General features: G+C 42.5%; 19 protein-coding genes. 15 read left to right on the top strand and 4 right to left on the bottom strand.

Annotated features, from left to right (window positions below; genetic code table 11):
* Window positions 1–67 precede the first annotated feature (67 nt).
* Window positions 68–1,654 (bottom strand): Kelch repeat-containing protein, encoded by a 1,587-nt coding sequence (locus ACEN9X_RS28795; RefSeq protein WP_413668422.1) that lies wholly within the window; start codon window positions 1,652–1,654, stop codon window positions 68–70.
* Window positions 1,655–1,713: 59 nt separating this feature from the next.
* On the opposite strand from ACEN9X_RS28795, the gene ACEN9X_RS28790 reads away from it, so the two are divergent.
* The 10 genes from ACEN9X_RS28790 (at window position 1,714) to eutC (ending at window position 15,663) form a co-directional block, all read left to right on the top strand.
* Complete coding sequence (locus ACEN9X_RS28790; RefSeq protein ID WP_413668421.1) at window positions 1,714–3,564, top strand: leucine-rich repeat domain-containing protein; 1,851 nt, start codon at window positions 1,714–1,716, stop codon at window positions 3,562–3,564.
* Between the two features lie 211 nt (window positions 3,565–3,775).
* Window positions 3,776–4,240, top strand: a complete 465-nt coding sequence (locus ACEN9X_RS28785; protein ID WP_413668420.1) for a RidA family protein — start codon at window positions 3,776–3,778, stop codon at window positions 4,238–4,240.
* Between the two features lie 97 nt (window positions 4,241–4,337).
* Complete coding sequence (locus tag ACEN9X_RS28780; RefSeq protein ID WP_413668419.1) at window positions 4,338–5,450, top strand: D-TA family PLP-dependent enzyme; 1,113 nt, start codon at window positions 4,338–4,340, stop codon at window positions 5,448–5,450.
* Window positions 5,451–5,466: 16 nt separating this feature from the next.
* Window positions 5,467–6,537, top strand: coding sequence for a dipeptidase (locus ACEN9X_RS28775; RefSeq protein ID WP_413668418.1), 1,071 nt, complete (start codon window positions 5,467–5,469; stop codon window positions 6,535–6,537).
* Between the two features lie 460 nt (window positions 6,538–6,997).
* The gene (locus ACEN9X_RS28770; protein ID WP_413668417.1) at window positions 6,998–9,598 is read left to right on the top strand and encodes an MGH1-like glycoside hydrolase domain-containing protein; all 2,601 of its coding nucleotides are present in this window, start codon (window positions 6,998–7,000) and stop codon (window positions 9,596–9,598) included.
* 71 nt (window positions 9,599–9,669) lie between these two features.
* A complete protein-coding gene (locus ACEN9X_RS28765; protein ID WP_413668416.1) occupies window positions 9,670–10,272 on the top strand; it encodes a Pycsar system effector family protein in 603 nt (200 codons plus the stop codon).
* Window positions 10,273–10,729: 457 nt separating this feature from the next.
* Entirely contained in the window at window positions 10,730–11,659 is a 930-nt protein-coding gene (locus ACEN9X_RS28760) for a sugar phosphate isomerase/epimerase family protein (RefSeq protein ID WP_413668415.1), read from the top strand.
* A 271-nt stretch (window positions 11,660–11,930) separates the two neighbouring features.
* Window positions 11,931–13,280 carry an ethanolamine permease gene (eat, locus tag ACEN9X_RS28755; RefSeq protein WP_413668414.1) on the top strand — a complete coding sequence of 450 codons (1,350 nt, stop codon included), beginning with the start codon at window positions 11,931–11,933 and terminating at the stop codon, window positions 13,278–13,280.
* A gap of 71 nt (window positions 13,281–13,351) precedes the next feature.
* Window positions 13,352–14,719 carry an ethanolamine ammonia-lyase subunit EutB gene (locus tag ACEN9X_RS28750; RefSeq protein ID WP_413668413.1) on the top strand — a complete coding sequence of 456 codons (1,368 nt, stop codon included), beginning with the start codon at window positions 13,352–13,354 and terminating at the stop codon, window positions 14,717–14,719.
* Between the two features lie 188 nt (window positions 14,720–14,907).
* Entirely contained in the window at window positions 14,908–15,663 is a 756-nt protein-coding gene (gene eutC / locus ACEN9X_RS28745) for an ethanolamine ammonia-lyase subunit EutC (RefSeq protein ID WP_413668412.1), read from the top strand.
* Window positions 15,664–15,772: 109 nt separating this feature from the next.
* Here the strand turns inward: eutC and ACEN9X_RS28740 are convergent, their stop codons facing one another.
* The gene (locus ACEN9X_RS28740) at window positions 15,773–16,294 is read right to left on the bottom strand and encodes a DUF4251 domain-containing protein (RefSeq protein WP_413668411.1); all 522 of its coding nucleotides are present in this window, start codon (window positions 16,292–16,294) and stop codon (window positions 15,773–15,775) included.
* Between the two features lie 186 nt (window positions 16,295–16,480).
* Here ACEN9X_RS28740 and ACEN9X_RS28735 point away from each other — a divergent pair, with 186 nt between their 5' ends.
* The gene (locus ACEN9X_RS28735) at window positions 16,481–17,074 is read left to right on the top strand and encodes a hypothetical protein (RefSeq protein WP_413668410.1); all 594 of its coding nucleotides are present in this window, start codon (window positions 16,481–16,483) and stop codon (window positions 17,072–17,074) included.
* A gap of 66 nt (window positions 17,075–17,140) precedes the next feature.
* Here the strand turns inward: ACEN9X_RS28735 and htpG are convergent, their stop codons facing one another.
* The gene (htpG, locus tag ACEN9X_RS28730; protein ID WP_413668409.1) at window positions 17,141–19,024 is read right to left on the bottom strand and encodes a molecular chaperone HtpG; all 1,884 of its coding nucleotides are present in this window, start codon (window positions 19,022–19,024) and stop codon (window positions 17,141–17,143) included.
* A 359-nt stretch (window positions 19,025–19,383) separates the two neighbouring features.
* Window positions 19,384–20,229 carry an acetyl-CoA carboxylase, carboxyltransferase subunit beta gene (gene accD, locus ACEN9X_RS28725; protein ID WP_413671167.1) on the bottom strand — a complete coding sequence of 282 codons (846 nt, stop codon included), beginning with the start codon at window positions 20,227–20,229 and terminating at the stop codon, window positions 19,384–19,386.
* A 268-nt stretch (window positions 20,230–20,497) separates the two neighbouring features.
* On the opposite strand from accD, the gene fbaA reads away from it, so the two are divergent.
* From fbaA to ACEN9X_RS28705, 4 genes are all read left to right on the top strand, one after another.
* Complete coding sequence (gene fbaA / locus ACEN9X_RS28720) at window positions 20,498–21,577, top strand: class II fructose-bisphosphate aldolase (protein WP_112571736.1); 1,080 nt, start codon at window positions 20,498–20,500, stop codon at window positions 21,575–21,577.
* 104 nt (window positions 21,578–21,681) lie between these two features.
* Window positions 21,682–22,200 carry a low affinity iron permease family protein gene (locus ACEN9X_RS28715; RefSeq protein WP_413668408.1) on the top strand — a complete coding sequence of 173 codons (519 nt, stop codon included), beginning with the start codon at window positions 21,682–21,684 and terminating at the stop codon, window positions 22,198–22,200.
* On the top strand, window positions 22,157–22,582 hold the full coding sequence (locus tag ACEN9X_RS28710; RefSeq protein ID WP_413668407.1) for a GNAT family N-acetyltransferase: 426 nt from the start codon (window positions 22,157–22,159) through the stop codon (window positions 22,580–22,582). The genes ACEN9X_RS28715 and ACEN9X_RS28710 overlap by 44 nt, the downstream gene beginning before the upstream one ends.
* Window positions 22,583–23,146: 564 nt before the next feature.
* Complete coding sequence (locus ACEN9X_RS28705) at window positions 23,147–26,290, top strand: SusC/RagA family TonB-linked outer membrane protein (protein ID WP_413668406.1); 3,144 nt, start codon at window positions 23,147–23,149, stop codon at window positions 26,288–26,290.
* The last annotated feature ends 1 nt before the right edge of the window (window position 26,291 follow it).

Raw genomic sequence — 26,291 nt, 5'->3', positions numbered from 1 at the left:
TGATTTTGGATAAAGCCGGGAGTGAGATCCCCGGCTTTTTTGTTTTTTATTTTACCCTACAAAGTTTTTATGGTTTAAATACCAACAGTGCACGTGATGGGACTGAAGAGGCATCCATACCTGCACCAATAAGGATGTTTGAACCATCGTTACCTACAAACGGTTGTACCAAGTTACCACCAAAGTTGCTTACTTCCGTCCACTTATCAGTTGTTGCATTGTATTTATAAAAATTGGGATATAAATTGCGTCCGAAATAAGAGTTGTAAGAGGCAGTTTCCCCCAGGCCAACATAACCGTAGCCTCCTATGCTGAATGTTGACAGATTTATCCAGCCCTGCCCCGGATAATCGGCTTTACGGCTCCATTGGTTGGTTCCCGGATCATAGCACCAAGTTTCTTTAACCTGTGTGCCATTATCACCATTGCCACCTGTTACATAAAGTTTAGCGTTTACGATGAAATAAGCACGTGAAAATCCGCCTTTGCCTGGAAAATCCTGCAATTGAGTCCATTTTTTGGTATTAAGGTCACATACCCAGATATCATTAAGGCCTGTATAATATCCTCCGCCAGACGTAATGGACGGATCTGTACCCAAGCCATAGTAAAGACGGTTTCCTACCTGCATAACTGCAGCATTGCTACGTGGGGCCGCCGGAATGTCAGGCTCCTGTGTCCAGGTGTCATTGGTTATATGATATACCTGGTATGATTTTGTTACAGGCCTGTTGGCAGCTCCTGTGGCAATCAGTTCACCACCCATAAAATGCAGGTCATTCCCGATCTGAACAATAGCGGCACCCCTGGGAAGCAGTTCTGCTGGCAAAGCTTTTAGCGTTTGAGTTTCACCGGTTTTATAATTGTACCTGCTAAAAGATGATGGCGAAACAGGGTTGCCAAATTGATTGGTATATATCCAATTGTTGATCACGTATCTGTCTGGTATAGAGGCAACACCAGAATAATCTCGTGGTAAAAGGTATTCAAGCTGGCTCCAGGTACCTTCCAGTAAAGTAAGCTGAGTGGGGTATGAGATGCTGATATTCCCTACTTTAACAGAGAGTGTGTACGTTCCCGGAGAGAGGGTTGGTGGCGGAATGAAAGTGAGTGAAGCCGAATTAACGCCGGAGCCAACGCCACCAATCAATTTTACAGGAGTGTTATTTAATTGTACTTCAGGTAAATTTTCAGTATCAGAGATATAGAAATTAGTAAATACACTAAAAAGCTGACCATACTGGAGCGATGTGGTATTTAACGATAGTTTTGGGGCCAATTTGCCGATAGCTTGATTTGCCGAATACTCTGTTGATGTACTACTTTTGCCATAAGCACGCACATAATACGTGAAACCAGTATCCAGGTTGGCTATTACCTTAGTAAAATCTATCGAGGAGGAAGAGGAACCCACTTTAAAAACCTGCTCATGTTCTACTACAGGGTTTAAGGTTTTGCCCACTACAAGGCCGTATTCGATATTGCCTGCAGTCTGATGTACATCTAATGTGCCTGTTAGTTTATACTGGTTAAATGCAGGATTAACGACCGGAAGAATGGATATCCTGAAAGAATCTGCCTGGATATCTTTAATTTCTTTCTTAGTACAAGACAGGATAAAAAGGGCGATTAGTAAGAACCAAAGCTGGCGCATGAATGGTTTAGATTTTTTGTTGTAAAGGTAAATATTTTTACATTTACAACGAATAATCCATGTCAAAATCTAACCTTACTCACCTGTTTGCTATAACGTTGTTATTGGCATTTTTTAGTTCTTGTAAAAAGGAAACTATTACCCGAGTTCAACCTTCAGATCCATTTTCTACGGCAGGTACAAATCAAAGCGATGTGTCGGAGTTTTCAGTTAAGCTGAATGCCGATAGCCTGCAAACAGGACAGGGCGGTAAGTGGACAATTGTAAGCGGCCTTCAGGAACAGTATAAGGTGTATTTTGATGATGACACCAGGCCGGATACACGTTTTCATGGTATGCCCGGGGAAAACTATGTGCTAAAATGGAAAGTCGGCAATAATTCTGAATCTACCGTTAAGATATCTTTCAAGCCGTTAACTGCCACTATAATTAATGCAGCTCCTAACAATCAAACACAGTTTTATTTAACAGCAACAAGTTATGACAGCGGACAGTGGACCATAGAAGGTGATAACTATGCTTCTCTTCAAAATCAAAGTTTTGGCGGAACGGTTATACCTGATATTAATGCTCCCAATATAAAATTTCAAGCTTATGCGCATAAAAATTATAAGCTTACCTGGACAACTAAATATGGAAGCAAAAGTGTTTCCGCATCCATAACGCTTAATGCTGGTGATTATTTGGAAAGTGAAGCTTTGCACGATTTGCAAATTGATGAGGGCTCTAACCGGGTGACCTATGAAAGTGGGCATATTACCAGTTTGGACCTGTCAAGTGAGGGTACCACATGGCTTTTCGCAGATACCGTAGCAAACCCTGCTCTACAGGCATTAACCTACCTGAAAAAGCTCGATCTTTCCGGTTCTGCTACATTTGAGTTTCCCAAAATCATTGGCGACCGGTTTAAAAATTTAGAATACCTTGATCTTAATTATACCATTTTGCATGGTGTGCCTGAAAATATCGGACAGCTGAAGAAATTGAAACAACTTAATATAGAGTTTCTTAACGATGGCGGTTACATCGGCAATCTTCCGGAGACCTTTGGCCAACTCGAAAACCTGGAGATTTTAAACCTTGCTGCTTCAGGAATACAGCGGCTTCCTGATAGCTTTGGGCAGCTTAAGAAGTTGCGTCGCCTTGATATTGGAGCCAATAATGTTAAATATGTGCCCGAAAGCCTTGGCAACTGCAGCAACCTTCAATTTATTGATATCGTAACACAAAGCAGCATTTCAGGTTCGATAAGTAAGCTAAGCAAACTAAGGTTTTTGAGGTGGATTTCTACCGCAAGTTCATCTTCGTTACCGGCTGATATTGGTAATATGGCTTCACTTGATACGCTTGATTTAGAGGCTAATATCCCTGATTTGCCGGCGTCTTTTGCAAAGTTACCTATACGTTCGTTGCGCATTACAGGTTCGGGCTTGCCAGCTTTATCAGATAACTTTGGCGATTTGGCCAATCTTGAGGATTTTACGCTTGCGGGATCTCTTACTGTCTTGCCTGCTTCTTTTACGAGGCTAAGCAAACTTAAATATTGTATACTTAGTTCAACCGGTTTAACCAGCTTACCTGCGGATATTGGGAATTTAAAAAAACTGCAATACCTTGATTGTTCATTTACAAAACTAACTGTTTTGCCACCCGGTATTGGTGATTTATCAGCGCTTACTGATTTAAAACTTGGGCAATGCAGAATAAGCACCCTTCCTGCAAATTTCTATAACCTGCAAAATATTAAAACGATCGATTTGGGAAATAATCAGCTTTCATCCCTGTCTTCTGATTTTCAAAAGCTAAAAAATACCCTTTCAACACTTTACCTGTGGGCAAATAATTATCCCCCTGAAGATCTTATCAAAATAAAACAACTATTACCAAAAACCCTGGTATATCCGTATTAACTATTAATGAACAGTAGGAAAATGCTGAGCCATTAATTTTATGTATAACTGGAGAAATCCGGTAAGGGGGATTTTGCTCCCTTTTTTGAAAGTGCGTGGGCTGGGTTATTGTTATTTAATTCACGGAAGTTAAGGATACTATATTGGTCATTATTCGGGTAAAATAATTTTTTGTAATACTTTTTTTATAAAAAACGATAGTTTTATACCCATGAACACTCCCGAAGAAAACTTTGCAGCGCTGGGTTTAAACCTGCCGCCCGCACCAAAGCCACTTGGCGTTTATAAACCATGTTTAGTTGATGGCAAATACCTTTATCTGTCGGGCCACGGCCCCGTTCAGGACGATGCATCACTTATCATCGGTCGCATTGGTGATACTGTGAGCCAGGAAGATGGTAAGCTTGCTGCACAACAGGTTGGCCTAACCATGCTGGCTACTATTAAAGCCAACATTGGCAGTTTTAATAAAATAAAGCGTGTTATCAAAGTGTTGGGTATGGTTAACTGTACACCCGAATTTGAGAAACACCCTTTTATCATTAACGGCGCCAGCGAACTGTTTACGAAAATCTGGGGCGAAGAGAACGGTATAGGTGTACGCAGCGCGGTAGGCATGGGATCATTACCAGATAATATCCCGGTTGAGATTGAAGCGCTGTTTGAATTGGAATAGGCTTTTATATAAATTATTAATGTAGAGACGCATCACATGCGTCTCTACAAACTTTGCCTGACTTACGACTTAGAACTTAAGACTTCCGACTTAAACCATGACCGCTAACTGGTATAATATACAGGATATTGATAAGCTGGATACGCCGGCGCTGGTTGTTTATCCCGATAGGGTAAAAACAAACATTACCACGCTTACCGGCATGATTGATGATGCTGCCCGTTTGCGCCCGCATGTTAAAACCTATAAAAATGCCGAAGTAACAGGTTTGCTGCTGGATGCAGGTGTCCGCAAGTTCAAATGCGCTACCATTGCCGAAGCAGAGCTATTGGCTATGAGTAAAGCACCTGATGTTTTGCTGGCTTATCAGCCCGAAGGGCCCAAACTCCACCGCTTCATCAGGTTGATCCATGCTTATCCGCAAACGCATTTTTCGTGCCTTGTTGATAACGCCGCATCAGCAAAAGAGATTTCCGATGCCGCTGTAAGGTTTAAGACCAATATTGATGTATACCTGGACCTGAACGTGGGCATGAACCGCACAGGTATAGCGCCGGGTTTTGAAGCTTTGCAGCTTTATATGGACTGCGGTGTTTTGCCAGGCATTAGCCCCGTTGGCCTGCATGCTTATGATGGCCATATCCATGATATTGATCTTCAAAAACGTGCGGATAGGTGCAACTTTGGATTTGATCCGGTACTTAAGTTGCAGCAAACTATAAAAAGTAAGGGCTACCCCGAACCTGTAATTGTAGCAGGTGGCTCGCCAACTTTCCCTATCCACGCTAAGCGTAAATATGTAGAATGTAGTCCTGGTACGTTTGTTTATTGGGACAAAGGATACCAGGTGGAGATGCCGGAGCAGGATTTTTTACCATCTGCACTGGTTGTTACACGGGTAATTTCACTGCCCGGCCCAACAAAACTTTGTTTGGATGTGGGGCACAAGTCGATATCAGCGGAAAATGAGCTAAGTAAACGTATTTACTTTCTGAATGCACCCGAGCTTTATCCTGTAAGCCAAAGTGAAGAACATTTGGTAGTTGAGGCAGGTGCTAATCACCAATATAATGTTGGCGATGTGTTTTATGGCATTCCGCACCATATTTGCCCTACTGTTGCGCTATATGAGCGCGTTTATACTATTGAGAACGAAAATATAAGCGGTGAGTGGCTCAACCAGGCCCGCGACCGTAAAATTACCATTTAAAAATACCCCTGATACCATGTTTGTTGTAGATGCCCATTTAGATTTAAGCATGAACGCCCTTGAGTGGAACCGAGATCTTACGCGCCCACTTGCCGAGGTAAATCAACGCGAGGAGGGTTTAACCGATAAACCCGACCGCGCCAAAGCTGTTGTTACGCTGCCCGAATTGCGGAAAGGTAATATCGGTCTTGTAGTAGCCACACAGATAGGTCGTTATGTAGCGCCTGATAATCCTTTACCGGGCTGGCATTCGCCAGAGCAGGCCTGGGCGCAAACCCAGGGGCAGGTAGCCTGGTATAAAGCTATGGAAGATGCCGGCGAAATGGTACAGGTAAATGACTTGCCATCGCTTGAAAAACATTTAGCGCTTTGGAATGATGGAGGATCAACAGAAAAGAAGCCAATAGGTTATATTTTGAGTTTGGAAGGTGCCGATTCGATTGTGACTGTTAAGCATTTGGAACGGGCATATAATTATGGTCTCAGGGCTGTAGGTCCGGCGCATTATGGCCCGGGAAGATATGCCCAGGGTACGGATGCAACCGGTTATATGGGGCCAAAAGGTCATGAGTTACTAAAAGAAATGGAGCGCCTGAATATCATTTTAGATGCAACCCATTTATGCGATGATAGCTTTTGGGAGGCGCTTGATCATTTTAACGGTCATGTTTGGGCCAGTCATAACAATTGCCGCGCGCTGGTAAACCACAACCGCCAGTACAGCGATGAAATGATTAAAGCGCTGATTGAGCGCGGTGCGGTTATTGGCGCAGCGCTTGATGCCTGGATGATGGTGCCAAACTGGGTGAGGGGCGTATCAACACCAAGGGGAATGAACTGTAATATGGAAGTGATGGTTGACCATATAGATCATATTTGCCAGATAGCAGGCAATGCCCTTCATGTAGGCATGGGTACTGACCTGGATGGCGCCTTCGGACGCGAGCAATGTCCTTACGACCTGGAAACTATTGCAGATTTGCAAAAGGTTCCTGACCTGTTAAAAAAACGAGGCTATACCGACGAGGATGTCCAAAATATGATGCATGGTAACTGGCTGCGGTTTTTAAGAAAAGCCTGGGCGTAAGTTCAGTAGGCCGTTTTTAGTTTGCAGTGGGCAGCAGTCTTTCCGTAGAGAATAATAAAACAGTGAAGACTTACGAAGTTTTTAAAACTTCGTAAGTCTGGATGCTATTGATAAATGCCTTGAGCTGGTCGAAGTTTAGCGATGGCGTAACTTCGACCTAAAACAGTGGAAGCATCCTGCTTCCGTATCCGGGTTACAAGTTAATGGATGCAAACTGTCATTGGACATTACAATTAAGCTCAAAGCTTAACTTAATTTAGGATTGAAGTTATGCCATTGCTAAACTTCGACCAGAAAACAGTACCCCTTGTTTAACTAAACAATAAATAAAATCTTCAATTCCCGTCTATTCTTCATAATACGGTAAAACAAACCACGTGTTAACGTATTTTTACCTAATTAAATCTACTTTGCAAAACGCTTACCTAAATTAGGGATAGTGTAAATTGCCATCTATACTATGAATGCAGAACAATCAAGGTTAAAAGATACAGGCTGGAAAAAGTGGGGACCCTATGTGAGCGACCGTCAGTGGGGTACCGTACGTGAAGATTACAGTGCAAATGGTGATGCCTGGAACTATATTACCCATGATATGGCCCGTAGCAAAGCTTACCGCTGGGGTGAGGAGGGTATAGCCGGCATTTGCGACAGGCAGCAATACCTTTGTTTTGCAATTGCATTATGGAATAAAAAAGATCCTATCATTAAAGAGCGTTACTTTGGTTTGAGTAATCCCGAGGGCAATCACGGCGAGGACGTAAAAGAGTTGTACTACTATTTGGATAGCACACCTACGCATTCGTACATGAAAACGCTGTATAAATATCCTCAAAATGAGTTTCCATACAGCTGGCTGGTGAACGAAAACAAGCGTCGAGGCCGACAAGATCCGGAATTTGAGCTGATGGATACCGGGATATTCGATCATAACGAATATTTTGACGTTTTTACCGAATACGTTAAAAGCGCGCAGGAGGACATTCTCATCAAAATAACTATCCATAACAGGAGCGATAAAGACGCGCCGCTTAACGTGATGCCCACTTTATGGTTCCGGAACACCTGGGGCTGGGGTTATGACTCGCGCAAGCCCGACCTTTGCGGTTCGGCAGAAAAAGTGATCAGTGTTTTTCATAAAGATCTCGGGCAGATGTGGTTGCATACCGAGGGTGATGGCCAATTACTGTTTTGCGATAATGAAACCAACTCGCGTAGATTATACAACTACGATGATGGCCGCAAATACTATAAAGATGGCATAAACGATTATATTGTACATGGTGCCGACACCGTGAATCCTAAAAATATGGGTACAAAGGCGGCCGTGAACTACGATTTAAATATCCCGGCAGGGAAGTGCGTAACGCTGCGTTTGCGCCTTTCGGAAGATGCCAATTATAGCTTTGAGGATTTTGACGATGTTTTTGCTGTCCGCCAAACAGAAGCCGATCAATTTTATAATGATATCCATGGGGCAACTATGAACCCCGACCGCCGCCTTATTCAACGGCAGGCTTTTGCGGGCATGCTCTGGAATAAGCAGTTTTTTTATACCGATGTTCGCCACTGGCTTAGCGGTGATAAGGGGATGCCGCGTCCGCCTGAACAAAGGCAAAGGGCCCGCAACAGCAAATGGACGCACCTCAACACCCGCGATATCATTTCAATGCCCGATAAATGGGAATATCCCTGGTTCGCAGCCTGGGACCTGGCTTTTCATTGCCTCCCGCTGGCAACCGTTGACATGGCTTTTGCCAAAAATCAGCTGATTTTGCTTACCCGCGATTGGTATATGCACCCGAACGGGCAGTTGCCGGCTTATGAATGGGACTTTGGCGATGTAAACCCGCCGGTACATGCCATGGCCGTATGGAACGTTTATAAAATCGACAAAGAAAATAACAACGGCAAAGGTGATACCTATTTCCTGGAACGTGTTTTTCATAAACTGATGCTCAATTTTACCTGGTGGGTTAACCGCAAGGATCAATCGGGGAATAATATTTTTGAGGGCGGGTTTCTGGGGATGGATAACATTGGTGTTTTTGACCGCAATATGCACCTGCCTTCGGGGCAGCACCTGGAGCAGGCTGATGGCACCAGTTGGATGGCCATGTATTCGCTTAACCTGCTGCGCATCGCCACCGAACTTACCGAAACCGATAAGGCCTATGCCGATATTGCTTCCAAATTTTTTGAGCATTTCATTTATATCGTCGGCGCTATGTCCAATCTGGGCGAGAATAACGAAGGGCTTTGGGATGATGAAGATGGTTTTTTTTACGATCAGATCCGTTTTCCGGACGACGGTTCTATAAAAATGCGGGTTAGGAGCATCGTAGGGCTGATCCCCCTGTTTGCCACCGAAGTGCTGGATGAAAAGGATATTATGGAAAGCCCTGTGTTTAAAGACCGTATGAAATGGTTTGCCGAAAACCGGCCCGATCTTGCATCACTGGTTTCCCGCTGGAACGAGAAGGGGAATAACGGTAAACATTTGATAAGCTTGTTGCGTGGTTACAGAATGAAATCATTGCTTAAATACATGTTGGATGAAAACGAGTTTTTGAGCGATTACGGGATCCGGTCACTTTCAAAGTATCATTTAAAGCATCCTTATCACGTTTCAGTCAATGGGGTGGAATTTGGTATAACCTATGTGCCGGGTGAAAGCGACAGCGGTCTTTTTGGTGGCAACAGCAACTGGCGGGGCCCCATCTGGATGCCAATCAACTATCTCATCATTGATAGTTTGCACCGGTTCCACATGTTTTATGGCGATGAGTTTAAGATAGAATGCCCAACCGGCTCCGGGAATTTTATGAACCTGAAGGAGGTTGCCAATGAACTTTACGCACGGGTTTCGAAGTTATTTATGAAAAACGAAGACGGCGAACGACCTGTTTACGGCAGAAACCCAAAACTTCAAAACGATCCGCATTTTAAGGATCATATCCTGTTTTACGAATTTTTTGATGGGGATACCGGTTTAGGATTGGGTGCTGCCCACCAAACCGGCTGGACCGGTTTGATAGCCAATTGTTTGTATATGGAGTAGTGTTTACGAGTTCCTGGTATTGATAATCGAAGACAATAACTTGAAAATAACCTAATTTTATAGGTGTAAAAATGAAATCAATGGTAAATAACCAGGAAACGCTACCACAAAAGGCTTCGGAAGTAGCAGATATAGATTTAGGTATCGAAACCCTGTTGAAGGTTACCGCCAGTACCGATCAACGCCTGAGCGACATGGCCGACAACAAGGCTCAGATCCTGATCACGGTTAATTCTATCATCATTTCGGCTATTATCAGTTTGGTGCTGCGGAAGCTGAAGGATAATTCTTTTTTAGTGCTTCCATCTTATTTGTTGCTTACGGTTAGCCTGGCTACCATGATCCTGGCAATATTATCAACCCGGCCTTCGATACCGAGAGGAAAATTTAGTACGAAAGACCTTGACGACAAAAAAGCTAACCTGCTGTTTTTTGGTAATTTTTACCGCATGAAACTGGATGACTTTGCAGCCGGTATGAAGAATGTACTGCATGATAAGGAATACCTATACGACAGTCTGATCAAAGATATTCATACGCAAGGCGTGGTGCTGGGCCGCAAATACCGTCTGCTCAGGGCCGCCTACAATGTTTTTATGTTTGGGTTGATTATTGCTATTATAGCTTTTATAGTATCATCAATGGTGCATAACAGTTTGCCCGAGATTGTTTGATGAATGTTTTTATAATAGATAGTTTATTATTTTGATCCATGTTTTGCGTTAGGAATAGAAGCGGATACCGGCCAATGTCATTAAGTTAAGAAAATCCCCCAGAGGGGCACAGGTTTGTAGCACATAATATACCGAAAATAACCGTGCCAGAGGTACGGAACATCGGAGTTGTGTACCTCTGGCACACTAAAAATCCAATTCATTTCTATTTCTACAAACCTTTTGCACCTCTGACACAATCTGTTGGGTTTTGATTAACACTTTCGTACAGTAAACTAATTATTACGGACTCCCGCAAGCGAATACCGCTATTCCTGACATGCAGCCCTAAACTTTTAGCATTATGCTTTCAGCCTTGAAAAAAAACTATTGTGTAAAAAAGACACAATAAATTTCTTTGCTCATTATTAATTAATTAGCTTTACTGTACCAGTTAATTATTAACCATTATCAAAGCATGAATTACAGCAGAAGAAATTTTATTAAAGGCACCGGTGCATTGGTGCTTGGTGGCATGGCCCTATCAGGTAAAGCCGCAAGCTTTTTGAGTAATATGGAACATCATCCTGTTGGACTGCAGTTGTTTACCTTTTTCGGTGTTATTGACGAAGATGTAAACGGCACGCTTAGCAAAGTTGCAGCTATAGGATACAAGGAATTAGAATCGGCCTTTAGTAAAAAAGGCGGCTATTATGGCATGAAGCCTAAAGAGTTTAAGGCCATGGTGAACGAGCTGGGTATGAGCTGGACCTCACATCATGTTCTTGGCGCACCGTTTAAATTGCCTCCGGGAGCAAAAATGCCGGCGGGTGCCGATGGTAAACCAATCGTATTACCTCCTGTGCTTAATTTGCGTGATAATATGCAGCAGGTAATTGATGAGGTTGCCGAGGGCGGCGTTAAATACCTGGTTTGCGCTAACTCGCCCACAGCCACGCTTGAGGAAATAAAATCGACCATAGAGGTGCTGAACAAAACTGGAGAGGCCGCTAAAAAAGTAGGGATCCAGTTTGCTTATCATAATCATGATATGGAGTTTCATGCGGTTGATGGTAAGGTGCCGTACGACTTGTTATTAAGTGAAACTGACGCCAACAATGTAAAAATGGAGCTTGATTTGGCCTGGGCTGTTAAGGCAGGTAAAAACCCGGTGGAAATGTTTAAGGAGCATCCGGGGCGTTTCCCGCTTTGGCACGTGAAAGACCTGGATGCCAGCAGACAAAATATACAACCTGTAGGCGGCGGCACAATTGATTTTAAACCGATTTTTGCGGCAGCAAAATCAGCCGGGATGCAGCACTTTTTTGTTGAGCATGATATGCCTAAAGATGCCTTCGCAAGTATTACGGCAAGTATGGGGTATTTGAAGGATAAGCTGATGGTGTAAAACGGGAGCGTGATACCTGAATCGTTAACTATTAGTTGTTTTTTAATAGAATTACAGCCGATAAATTAAATTTTATCGGCTGTTTTGTTTGCTATTGATGTTTTTAGGCGCCTATATTTTTATTTGCAAGCTTTTTATGAGAAATGACGACGTAAATTATTGTGCTTTTTCAGAAAATGCGGGTTAACAATTCCATAATGCGCCGTAATTTTGATTTAACCTGCCGGTTGAGTAATTTAAGGCGATAAAATATTATTGATAACGGCGACGTATGGCGGAAACATCTACAGAACATTTAAAACGCGTTTTAAAACCTATTCATTTATGGGCTATAGCTGTAGGCCTTGTTATTTCGGGTGAATATTTCGGGTGGAATTTAGGTTGGGCCGTATCAGGTACCATAGGTTTGTTGATAGCCACTTTGGTTATCACATTAATGTACATCACATTTATTTTTAGCTATACCGAGCTTACTGCCTCAATTCCTCATGCAGGTGGCGCTTTTGCTTATGCTTACCGGGCAATGGGGCCGTTTGGTGGTTTAATTGCCGGTTATGCTACGCTTGTTGATTTCCTGGTGGCTACCCCTGCGGTTGCTGTTTCTTTAGGTAGTTATCTTCATTTTTTATACCCGGCTATCCCCATAACTGGGGCAGCTATGGGGTTTAATATCTTTTTTATCCTTTTAAATATGCTTGGGGTAAAGGAGTCAGCTACTTTTTCGGTATTCATCACCGTCCTCGCGGTGGTTGAACTGATGCTTTACCTCGGCATTGTATCGCCTCATTTTAAAATGGATAATTATTTAACCAATCCCATGCCTTTTGGCTGGGCTGGCGTTTTTGCTGCTTTGCCTTTTGCGGTTTGGTTTTACCTGGCCATCGAAGGCGTGGCCATGGTTGCCGAAGAAGTGGAAAACCCCAAAAGAAATATCCCCCGAGGTTATATTTCGGCTATTATAACATTAGTAGTGCTGGCTTTAGGCGTAATGGTTATAACCGGCGGACTTACCGACTGGCGCAAGCTAAGTCATTTAGATTATCCACTGCCAGAGGCTATTGGGATAGTATTGGGCAAGGGCAACGGTTTAACCAAAATATTTGCCAGTATAGGTTTGTTTGGATTGATAGCATCGCTGCATGGTATTATCCTTGCTTCATCAAGGCAGGTGTTTGCCATGGCGCGCAGTGGGTATTTACCCCGAATGCTATCCGATATTAACCACAGATTTAAAACGCCGCACTGGGCGCTTATAGTGAGTGGTGTGGTAAGCTCTATCTTCATTTATAAATTTAAAACGGATCAGATCATTATGCTATCAGTACTTGGCGCTGTGGTAATGTATATCATGAGTATGGTAAGCCTGTTTATATTACGCAAAAAGGAACCCCGCTTAAGTCGGCCGTTTTTGGCCCCTGCATACCCGGTTTTCCCGGCGATAGCTTTAATAATTTGCGTAGTGTGTTTAATAGCAACAATATATTTTAACCCTGATATGAGCCTCATTTTTGCAGGAGGATTGGCCATAGTGCTGCTGGTTTTTATAGCGATGGGAAAACATAAAGTTGCGTTAACCGAAGACATGATGAGTGCCCCTGTTGAAGAAGTCATTAATCATTAGGTCATTTGGTCATTTGTTTGACCTCTATGCAATAATGACCTAATGACGCAATGAAATAATGATATAAAAGAATGTACCGCCACAACATACATCACCGGGTTTACAAGTTTCCCGATCTGAAAACATTGCTTGGAAAGGCTTCTCCTTATCGCTCGGGCGATGAACTGACAGGGCTTTGCGCCGGTGGGTATGAAGAACGTGTGGCAGCGCAAATTACGCTGGCAGATGTGCCGCTCAAAAACTTTTTGAATGAGGCGGTGGTCCCGTATGAGGACGATGAAATTACCCGGCTTATTATCGATGATCATGATAAAGTGGCTTTCAGCCATATCAGCCACTTAACCGTTGGTGAACTTCGCGACTGGCTGTTAAGCGACGAAACAGACTGTGCTACATTAACAACCATTGCCCCCGGCTTAACACCCGAAATGGTAGCGGCAGTATCCAAACTGATGCGCAACCAGGACCTGATTGCCATGGCCAATAAATGCCAGGTGATTACTCGCTTTCGTAATACCATTGGTTTGAAGGGGCATTTCAGTACCCGTTTGCAGCCCAATCATCCAACAGATGATCCGCGGGGAGTGGCGGCCAGTATTATTGATGGCTTGTTATTTGGCAGCGGTGATGCGGTTATTGGCATTAACCCGGCTACGGATAGCCCGGCGGCAGTAAGTAGTTTGCTTTCATTAATGGATGAGTTAAGGCATAGGTTTGATATCCCGACGCAAACCTGCGTGCTCAGTCATATCACCACCACATTGCAACTGGTTAATGAAGCTGCGCCTGTTGATCTTTGTTTTCAATCCATAGCAGGCACAGAAAAGGCTAATGCGAGTTTTGGGGTTAATTTAAGTTTGATTGAGGAAGCCTATCAGGCTACATTGTCACTAAAACGTGGAACTATAGGTAATAACGTAATGTATTTTGAAACCGGGCAGGGTAGTGCCTTGTCTGCCAATGCCAATTTCGGTGTCGACCAGCAAACCTGCGAGGTGAGGGCATATGCTGTTGCGCGCAAGTTTAACCCGTTACTGGTAAATACGGTTGTTGGCTTTATCGGTCCGGAGTATTTATATGATGGCAAGCAGATTATTCGTGCTGCGCTCGAAGATCATTTTTGCGGTAAGCTTTTGGGCTTGCCAATGGGGGTTGACGTTTGCTACACCAATCATGCCGAGGCCGATCAGGACGATATGGATAACCTGCTTACCTTGCTTGGCGTGGCCGGCTGCAACTTTGTGATGGGCATTCCCGGTTCGGATGATATTATGTTGAATTATCAATCAACCTCATTTCATGATGCGTTATACCTGCGTAAAGTGCTGGGATTGAAGCCTGCGCCTGAGTTTGGGCAATGGTTAATAAAGCAGGGGATTATTGATGATAAGGGGAATATGCTGCCGGTGAGCGAGCACGGGTTGTTGGGAGGATTTTAATTGAAGGTGATTGAGGTAAAAGGATAAAGGCAAAAGGTGAAAGGTTCCCCACATGCCGTCGCTCGGCTCCAGCCGAGTGTCAGCTATCTCACGGCCTCCGGCCGATGTAAGATCTTATAACACGCAGGCCAGAGGCCTGTTTATAGTGGTCACTCGGCTGGAGCCGAGCGACTAAGGCCATATAAAAAATGAAACGAAACATCCCACACGAAATTGAACCGTTGAAAGCATTGCAGGAGTTTACTTCTGCTCGGATAGCTATTGGCCGGGTGGGGACAAGTATCCCGCTGAAGCAGTCACTGGAGTTTAAACTGGCACATGCACACGCAAGGGATGCTGTATATTCTGAATTGGATTTAGGCAAGCTAACTGATCGGTTCAAATATTTCGGGCTGCCCATTTTGCACCTGCATAGTAAGATAATCGACCGGCGACAATATTTGCAAAGACCTGACCTTGGGCGCAAGCTTAATGAAGCTTCGCTGAGCGAATTGAATGGTTATAGCGCAGAAAGCGATGTTGCTATCATGATAGTTGACGGACTTTCGGCAACAGCCGTAAATGAAAATGCTGTCGGATTGCTGGATGCGCTTGTTCCCCAGTTGATTGCCAATGGCTTAAAGCTTGCACCGATAAGCCTGGTTGAGCAGGGCAGGGTGGCCATTGGCGATGATATTGGATACGGCCTGAATGCTAAACTTTCGCTCATCCTTATTGGTGAGCGTCCGGGACTTAGTTCGGCAGATAGTCTCGGCGCATATCTTACCTACAATCCCAGGCCCGGTTTAACCGACGAATCTCGAAACTGCGTTTCCAATATCCGCCCTAAAGGTTTAACCCATAAGAAGGCGGCAAAGAAGATTTTTTATTTAATTAACGAAGCGTTTAAACGGAAACTGTCGGGAGTGGAGTTAAAGGATAATGCGGGATTGATTGAGTCTTAAGTTAGGAGTTGCAAGTTATAAGTTGGTAAGTACATATAAAAGCCCGAAAGTTGCATTAAACAACTTCCGGGCTTCGACTTCTTAATGCTTAAAACTTCGTACTTAATACTTATTTCCTCCTCGCTTCAATATAGCCGTTAAATGATATTGGGTCGCGGTTGCTGCTGATCACTTGCAGGGAGCCGTAACCATCCTGCGAAATACTCAGGTTAAATGTTTGTACGTCGCGCCAGTCGGCTATGTTTTTTTCCTTGGGTTTAATAGTGATATTCCAACCCTTGCCTTTCGGGGTCGACGAGTATGTAAACTTTGTAGTATTAACTTTGATACCGCCATCTGTTGTCCCTGGGGGCGGGGCTACATAAGCCCGGCCAAAATAAGGTAAAAATGATACAATGGTATCTTTACTTATTGTCATATCATAATCAGAGGTAAGCGGCCTGGTACCACCCCGCATCGGCAAAGCATAGTTTGCTTTAAATACAAAATTCTGAGCCTCTACCATTTGTTTTATTTCAGCCTGCTTAGCTGCCTTTTTTTCGGCTTTGGTTTGTTTGGCTTGAGCATTGGCTACGTTTGTTCCAATAAATATGAATATAGCCAAAAGGGCTATTTTGTTGAATATTTTCATGATATAAATGTTTAAGTGGTTAGACGATAGTAGGTTATTTAGGTTTAATTACATTCAAATTTAAGCAATCTTTTAAATAAAAGCCCAGCGGTAATTCAGTAGATTTAAGCACTAAAAAGATATTGGAAAAATTATGTTCCGGCTGTTCAACAGAAAAAATCAAAGCGCCCTGTACAGGATTGGGAATTGGTGCTTATCTATAAAACGATTGAAAAGCTACCTGCAGACTTCGAGCAACTTAATGATCAGATAGAGGCAGATCTATTTACGTCAGCGCTTGTTGGCTATAGCGATTCTTATCCTGATTTCGTTTCGTTCTCTTATTCAGATGAGTGCAATGAATTTAGGCGTAGGGGCGAAAGAGATTATGAAATTTCAAATATAAAGGTACAGGATATAAATGGGGACAACTGGTTTGATTATACCATATTTGTTAGCGAAGAGGTTATTACAGGTTATAGTATAAAAGGATTGGCTGGCAATATGATTGATGTAACCAGTGCCGATGTAGCTTCTTACGTCAGGCGATATGATTCTGATGATTATCGAAGAGATTATCAAAATCTTAAGGAAATATTAGATGAGGACGAAATTAAGCTAATAAACCCGGATGATATTTACGAGGTTAATCTAAAGGAAAGGATTTTTTATCATGTTCGTGACCTGGAAGATGGCGATTTTATCGGAATTGAAAGCAATGGTCTGATCTGTAAAATAACACATGACCCTTTTGAAATTATTCCGCTCAAAGAAAGTTTGGCGGAAATACTTTCAAGATAAAAGAAAGGCCATCTGAAAAACAGATGGCCTCAACAATAATGGAATTGCTATTTATAAAACAAAGTATTATATCAAACTCACGCTGCGTTTAACAAATTCAGTTAAATCAGCACCAGTCAATAAACCTTGCGATAACAGGGCCAGATCAAAAGCCTGCTTTGAAAGCTGGGCTTGTACACTTTCATCTTCTTCCTGTAAAATGCGGCTTACCAGTTTGTGGTTGCCATTCACAATTACTTTGTAGTTATCAGGCATGTTGCCGTAGAAACTCATACCACCGCCCATAGCAGCCATATCTTTCATACGGCGCATAAACTCGTCCATAGTTACGGTAACCGGTAACTCATCGGGGTTTAGGCTTTCAATTTGAACGCTGTATGCGGGTTTGTTGATGGCTTTATCAAAAATGCCTTTTACCTTGGTTGTTTGTTCTTCGGTCAATACAGTTTCAGGGGCGTCGTCTTTTTTGATCAGCTTATCGGCTACATCAGCGTCAACGCGTTTTAAGGATGTTTTCTCTAATTTCTGCTCCAACTGGCTGATGAAGTGATTATCAATAGGAGAGTTCATCACCAATACATCATAACCTTTTTTATTTGCCGACTGGATAAACGAATCCTGTTTTGCCGGATCATTAGTATAGATATAAACCAGCTGACCGTCCTTATCTGTTTGATTGGCTTCAACTTTGTCTTTGTATTCAGCAAGCGTAAAGTTTTGTTTTTCGGTATTGCTAACCAAAACAAAGTCTTTGGCTTTGTCATAAAACTTGTCTTCGCTCACCATACCGTATTTAACAAACAGGCCAATGTCTGTCCATTTTTCTTCGTATGCTTTACGGTCGGCTTTGAAGAGGTCTGACAATTTATCAGCTACTTTTTTAGTGATATAGCTGTTGATCTTTTTAACGTTGCTATCAGCCTGTAAAAAGCTGCGTGATACGTTAAGCGGGATATCCGGTGAATCGATAACGCCATGTAACAGCATTAAAAATTCAGGAACAATGTCTTTTACCTCATCGGTAATAAATACCTGGCGGCTGAATAATTTGATCTTGTTTTTCTGGAATTCAAAATCATTCTTCAGCTTAGGGAAGTACAGCACACCGGTAAGGTTGAAAGGATAATCAACATTAAGGTGGATCCAGAATAATGGATCTTCGCTGAATGGATAAAGCTGTTTGTAAAAGTCGAGATAATCCTCGTCTTTTAATTCAGATGGTGCTTTTGTCCAGATAGGGTTGGTGGTGTTGATGATATTATCAACCTCAACTGAAGTATATTTGGGTTTGCCTTCCTCATCAACACCATCTTCAACAGATTCGGTTTTGGTGCCGAATTTAATAGGCACAGGTAAAAACTTACAGTATTTATCAAGGATCTCCTGTAGTTTGTACTGGCTTAAAAACTCGGCCGATTCATCATTAATATACAGGGTGATCTCAGTACCGCGTTCTTCTAAAATACCGTCGCCAATTTCAAATTCCGTGCTGCCGTCGCATACCCAGAACGCAGGTTCTGCACCTTCCTGGTATGACAGGGTTTGGATCTCTACCTTATCTGCTACCATGAAAGCCGAATAAAAACCTAAACCAAAGCGACCGATGATCTCGTTGGCATCCTTGGCTTCCTTGAATTTCTCCATGAATTCGGTAGCGCCTGAGAATGCAATCTGGTTGATATATTTTTTGATCTCCTCGGCGGTCATACCGATACCATTATCGCTAATGGTGATTGTCTTTTTGTCGGCATCAAAAGCAACCTCAACGCGCAGGTCGCCAAGTTCGCCGGTGTATTGGCCTAATGAAGCCAAACGTTTGATTTTTTGGGTAGCGTCTACCGCGTTTGATACCAGCTCGCGCAAAAATATCTCATTATCAGAGTATAAGAACTTCTTAATGATCGGGAAAATGTTCTCGGTGTGGATCGAAATGCTGCCTTTTTCTTGCATAACTATATTTTAATAGGATTGATTTAATGTTTGTCGGAATTGCATCATCAATGTATGTTCCAATTGTTGATGTATTGTCAAAATGGCAGGAGGATTGAAAGAGGCGCTTATTTAATCTATTGCGAGCAAAGAAAAATGTCATTCCCAACGAACCGGCCAAGGGATTGTGTGCCGGGGTGAGGAGAAATCTTCTACGCCATGCAAAGCGGATTTACATAGCGTATAAGATTTCTCTTTGGCACCCCGCCCTGGCCATTCCACGCTCAATCGAAATGACATCAATTTTAAAAAAAACTGATACAAAAAATAAGGGATAAACATTTAAGTTTATCCCTTGCCATATAAGATTGATTATATCGTTAATTAGCCATCATCTTAATAAATGACGCTAATTTCTCTTTCATTTCTCTTCTGTCAACGATAAAGTCAAGGAAACCGTGTTCCTGCACAAATTCGGCGGTTTGGAAACCTTTAGGGAGGTCTTTTTTGATGGTTTCTTTAATTACCCTCGGGCCTGCAAAGCCTATCAGCGCACCTGGTTCGGCAATATTGATATCGCCTAACATAGCATATGACGCAGTTACGCCACCTGTAGTTGGGTCGGTAAGTAAAGAAATATACGGAACTTTTGCCTGGGCCAGTAAAGCCAGTTTAGCCGATGTTTTAGCCATTTGCATTAATGAAAACGCGGCTTCCATCATACGTGCACCACCCGATTTTGAGATCATCAGAAATGGAACCTTATGCTCGATACTGTAATCAATAGAACGTGCTATCTTTTCACCAACAACCGATCCCATTGAGCCGCCAATGAAGTTAAAATCCATACAGGCAATTACCAGGTCCTGACCGTCAATTTTACCTACGCCGGCTCTGATCGCATCATTTAAACCAGTTTTCTTTTGAGTTTCTTTAAGCCTGTCGGTGTACTTTTTGGTGTCCTCAAAATGTAGCGGATCGCCAGAAGTAAGCTCCGGGAAAAGTTCTGTAAACTCGTTATTATCAAATAGTACCGAAAAATATTCTTTTGAACCTATGCGCAGGTGGAAGCCACAGTAATGGCACACATATTGATTTTCTACCTGTTCTGAATAGTGTAAAGGTTTCTTACAATTAGGGCATTTATTCCAGATGCCATCGGGGGCTTCCTTCTTTTCCTCAGTAGTCGTAATTATCCCTTTCAACTCTCGTTTAAACCATGCCATATCTGTGTCTAACTCTTTCAATTGGGTACAAAGAAACAAAAAATATTAAACATGTAGTGCCGGATATAAAAAGTTATGGTAGGGTAAATTGTTTGCCGAAATTTAAAATACTTTTTAAATGCTATTTTCGTAATAAAAGGATTGGATTATTAATGAATTATATCATATTTTCAAATTAAGCCTATTTTTACTACCGTTTTAATATACTTTTAAGATTACTTAACCGATTTCAATAAATTTTATAACTTCGAGCCCCAAATAAACGCTAATGGATTTAAAAAATTATAGAGGTGTTCTGCACGGCGATCAGGTGCAGGAACTATTTGAAGCAGCAAAAAAGCATCAGTTTGCTTTACCGGCAGTAAACGTTATTGGTACTAACACTATCAATGCTGTTATGGAAACAGCTAAAGCTGTTAACTCTCCGGTTATTATTCAGCTGTCAAATGGCGGTGCACAGTTTTACGCCGGCAAATCATTGGATAATTCAAAACTTCAGGCTTGTATTTTAGGTGGTGTATCTGCTGCAAAGCACGTTCACCTTTTGGCAGAGCATTATGGCGTAGCAGTTATTTTGCATACAGACCATGCCGCTAAGAAATTATTACCCTGGATTGATGGCTTGTTAGATCATGGCGAGAAATTTTTTGCTGAAACAGGCAAACCTTTGTTCTCATCACACATGCTTGACCTTTCGGAAGAGCCTATTGAAGAGAATATCGAAATTTCGGCTAAATACCTTGAGCGTATGGCTAAAATGGGTATGACTCTTGAAATTGAATTAGGTGTTACCGGTGGCGAGGAAGATGGTGTTGACAACTCTGACGTTGACAGCTCTCGTTTGTATACTCAACCAGAAGAGGTTTCTTACTCATACGAGCACCTTTCAAAAGTAAGCCCTCGTTTTACCGTAGCTGCTGCTTTTGGTAACGTACATGGTGTTTACAAACCAGGTAACGTTAAGTTACAGCCGGTTATTTTGCATAACTCACAAGAGTATGTTAAACAAAAATTTGGTTTAACTGCCGAAAAACCTATCAACTTTGTATTCCACGGTGGTTCTGGTTCAAGCCAGGAAGAAATCCGCGAGGCTATTTCATACGGTGCTATCAAAATGAATATTGATACCGATATGCAATGGGCATACTGGGAAGGTATTAAAGATTACTACAAATCAAAAGAAGGATACCTGCAAAGCCAGATCGGCAGCCCGGATGGTGAGGATTCTCCAAACAAAAAATACTACGATCCGCGCGTTTGGTTACGTAAAGGCGAAGAAAACTTTGTAAAAAGGCTTTCTGTAGCTTTCGAAGACCTTAACTGTATCGACGTATACAGCAAATTATAATATTCATCAAAAACTAACAAAAGCGCCTGTACATTTGTTGTACAGGCGCTTTGTTGTTTACAGGCAGCAAGCGTCCCCAATCAAAAAAATAAAATCTGCTGCAAATGGTTAAAATTAATAACAAGAAAAAGAATTTATTTGAACGTTTTGCCAATTGGGCAACTATAGCTACCGGAAGTTCCGGCGCATTTATTACGGCGTTCGGCGTTATCATTGTTTGGGGGATAACAGGGCCCTTGTTTCACTATTCGGATACCTGGCAGCTGGTTATCAATACGGGTACTACGGTAGTTACCTTCCTGATGGTTTTTTTGATCCAGAAATCGCAAAACAAAGATTCAAAAGCGATACATTTGAAACTGAACGAGCTCCTTGCATCACACCAGGGAGCAAGTAACCGCATGGTTGATATTGAAGATATCACTGAAAAGGAACTCGATCAACTGCATAAGTTTTATGTAGAACTGGCCGGGCTTGCCGAAGAGGAAGACGATATTACTTGCACGCACTCCATAGATGCTGCAAGGGAAAACCATACTACCAAGCTTAATAATTTCAAAACAAAACCGCATTACATCAATGCCCGCAAAAATCACAGTAAAAAAAGCAACGGAACAAACTGATCTTGATAAGGTGCACGCTATAAGGCACGAAGTATTTGTTATTGAACAAAACTGCCCGCCAGAGCTGGAGTATGAACATGAAGATGTATCTCATCATTTTTTGGCTACTGTTGATGGCGAACCAGCCGGTGCATGCCGCTGGCGTAAAACAGATAACGGATACAAACTTGAGCGTTTTGCCGTGTTAAAAGCTTTCAGGGGATTTGGTATCGGAGCCGAACTGGTAAAAGCTGTATTGGCCGATTTACCCGCTGACGCCAATTACGTTTATCTCAACTCACAAACACACGCGGTGCCGTTTTATTCAAAACTAGGTTTTGAAGCATCCGGGCCTGAGTTTGAAGAAGCCGGGATTAAACACTATAAAATGGTTAAGCAGTAAATAGCTTTGGCCGATTTTTCTCTGCAGGATATCGGCTTGAAAATGTTTTATCTTCCTATATTATCTGGAAATCCTGCACTGAGGTACGGTGCCAACTGTGCCTATTACCACGTCCTTGATTTAGAAATACGTTACTTTTTTGCATGTTCTTTTAATCAGAGATCATCGATATTGGTTTCGTGACCTGATATTGCCTCTTTGTCCCCCCTTTTTTGCTGTTTAGCCCCTTTTGTTTTCTGTGTTTTTAAAAGACTTTGCCTTCACGATTGGTCGCGTCGAAATGATCATCGTGTTAACCAATTATTCTTTTAATAAAACCAACATGAGACAAATTCTGAAAGTAGCGTATGCTCCAGAGAAAGGGAAACCGCGGGCATCTTAATCAAAAACACTCCACAAAATGCCAGGTCATATGCCTGGCTCCGGGCAATTGTATGTTATGGTTGATTTTGGCAACTGTGAAAGTTATGCTTTTCGGTTGTTGGCGGCCTATTGCTGGTTGCGTTGACATACTTATTGCCCCGCCAATCCAACCCAACAATTTAAATTATTTATAACCCAATTATGAAACGAAAATTACTTATTTCAAATTATTTGTATTCCAGGGGTTTCCGCACCACATTTAATGCTTTGGCACTATTGATACTGCCAATAGGTGCTAACGCATCAGCCCCGAATTTGGTAACTCACCACAACAAGCCGATAATTGCTCATACTGCTGCAGATAAGGCTGCAATTACTGTAAAAGGTTCTGTTGTAGATGCCACTAATGATCTGCCGCTGGTAGGGGTGTCTATCAGTGTAAAGGGAACCAATAAAGGTGCCCTAACCGACGTAAAAGGCAACTTTCAACTTAGCAATGTGCCCGAAAATGCTGTGCTCGTTGTAACTTATATCTCCTATGAGAAAGTTGAAATTGCAGTTAACGGGAAAACTGATATTGCAATAAAACTTAAACCATCAATGAAAACCCTGAACGATGTGGTGGTGGTAGGTTACGGAACGCAGAAGAAAGAAAACCTGACAGGATCTGTAGGTATCGTAAACACGCAGGACCTGGAAAGCAGGCCTTTAACCAATACCAGTCAGGCATTACAGGGTACTGTTTCTGGCGTGTTTGCGCTGCAAAGCTCGGGTAAGCCAGGAGATGACAATACTGTAATAGACATCCGCGGCGTAGGAACATTTGGAGATAATTCCCCTTTAGTTTTGGTTGACGGTTTTCCTGGAACCATTGGAGACGTAAATCCCAATGATGTTCAGTCAATTTCAGTACTGAAGGATGCTGCATCATCTGCCATCTATGGTAGCCGCGCTGCAAATGGTGTTATATTAATTACCACCAAACGTGGATCAGCAGGCAAAGTTAAGGTTAACTATAGCGGATATGCTGGTATCCAGAGCCCTACAAGGTTGCCCAAGGTGTTAAATTCTGTTCAATATACAACGCTTTACAATGAAGCGGCTGTAAATACAGGTTCGGCTCCGTTATATGCCGATTCAACCATTCAAAAGTACGCTGCCCACAACAACCCCATGTACCCGGATATCAATTATTTTGATGTATACTATGGTAATGCTTACATGCAAAATCACCGTGTAAGCGCAACCGGGGGAAGCGACAACGTAAACTATTCCTTTATGCTGGGCCATTTGGACCAGGACGGTATTTTGGTTGCGACTAACTATAAGAAAACAGACTTCCGTCTTAATCTTGACAGCTATCACCTGAAAGATAAAAAACTTCGTGTTTCCGGCAATATATCCGGCAACGTAGGGATAAAAAATGAACCGACCGATCTTTGGAATGCCGAATGGTACGCAACACTTGCACCAATACATCCACTTAAAGATGCCAACGGTAACTGGGTTTCTGTTAATGGCGAACGCAACTATTACGGGGAAATTAAAGAAGGCAGCACTAACCTTACAAAACGCTATAATTTTAGTGGCCAGGCCGAAGCGGAATATAAAATTTTACCCGGCTTAAGTGCGCAGCTTACTTACGGTTACAATGTTACCTCTACCAATGGCAATGCTTTTCATGCTAACGTAACTTTGCAAAACCAAAACGGAACGTCTACGCAATTAGCTTCCAATTTAACCACCACAAGCGAAATTGATGGTCACTCTTTGCTTACCGGTTTGTTGAAATACAATAAGACGATCAATCATCATTCATTCAATTTATTAGGTGGTTATAGCGAAGAGGAGTTTACCTATGACTGGCAAAGCGGCTATCGTGCAAATTTTGTAAACAATTCACAACGCGTATTGAACCTTGGCGACGCAGCTACACAAACTAATAATGCAGGTAGCTATGATCTTGGCCTCCGCTCGCTTTTTGGTCGTTTCAGTTATGCTTTTGACGATAAATATTTATTTGAGGCCAATATCAGGAGAGATGGTTCTTCCAGGTTTGCACAAGGGAGGCAATGGGGTACATTTCCATCATTCTCAGCAGCCTGGGTATTGTCGAAGGAAAATTTCATGAAAGGCCTGACTTGGCTTGACTTTGCAAAGGTTCGTGCTTCATGGGGGCGTTTGGGTAATCAAAATATCAGTAATTACTATAATGGCAGTGATATATTGAGCTCGGGTCAGAACTATTCGTTCGGCGGAACCCTTTACTCTGGTGTTGCCATTACAGCAATGACTAACAAAGATTTGACATGGGAAACAGCTCAACAGCTTGATTTGGGTCTCGACATCTCTTTGCATAATAACATTGAAATTACTGCCGATTATTTTGATAAAAGGACTAAGAACCTGCTGTTAACGCAGCCGATTCCGTTAACAATAGCCCAATCGGCGCCAACGGCAAATGCAGGTGAGGTGCAAAACAAGGGTTTTGAACTCGGAATCTCGTATAGAAAGGCGTTTGATAATGGTATTAAGCTAAGGACTTCGTTGAATGTATCGCACATTGTCAACAAGATCCTTGCTATGAATGTGCCTCCGCAGTTTACTTCTCCAAAAGCTATTGTTGTTGGTTCTGCTATAAATTCATTCTACGGTTATCAAATGACAGGTATTTATCAGATTTCTGATTTTACATGGCAAAACAACAGTGATGCATCCATCCCTTATGCCAACCGTACTTATACCCTTAAACCTGGTGTAGTTAAAGTAAGCGATTACAACGCGCAACCCGGAGATATCAAATATGCCGACCTTAATGGCGATGGCATAGTTGACCAAACTCATGACCGCAAAATCATCGGAAAGCAGTTTCCAAGCGTGACTTATGCTTTCAACTTTAATGTGGCCTGGAAAGGTTTTGACCTGGGCGCATTTTTGCAGGGCGTACAAGGCATGCAGGGTTATACCTATTATGAAATAGCTTCGCCTTTTAGCGGCTTTGCCAACCTTGGTACATGGTGGTTAAACAGGTGGACGCCGCAAAATCCATCTAATACTTATCCGCGCCTTACATTGGATGGTGTAAGAAACAATATTCACTCTTCCTTCTATGTGGAAAATGCATCCTATCTGAGGATTAAAAATATTGAACTGGGATACACTTTAAGCCCTGCTGCTATTAAGAAAATTGGCTTAAGCTCGCTCAGGATCTATGCGAACGTGCAAAACGCTTTCACGTTTACCAAATTCAAAGGATTCGACCCGGAACAAACCACAGATCAAACAAGGGCCGAAGCATATCCGCAGGTTCGTGTGATGACCGCAGGCGTAAATGTTAATTTCTAAA

The organism is Mucilaginibacter sp. Mucisp86 (assembly GCF_047324315.1).
Taxonomy (GTDB): Bacteria; Bacteroidota; Bacteroidia; order Sphingobacteriales; family Sphingobacteriaceae; genus Mucilaginibacter.
The sequence above is the reverse complement of the archived record's forward strand: the minus strand, read 5'-3'. Positions and strand labels throughout refer to the sequence as shown.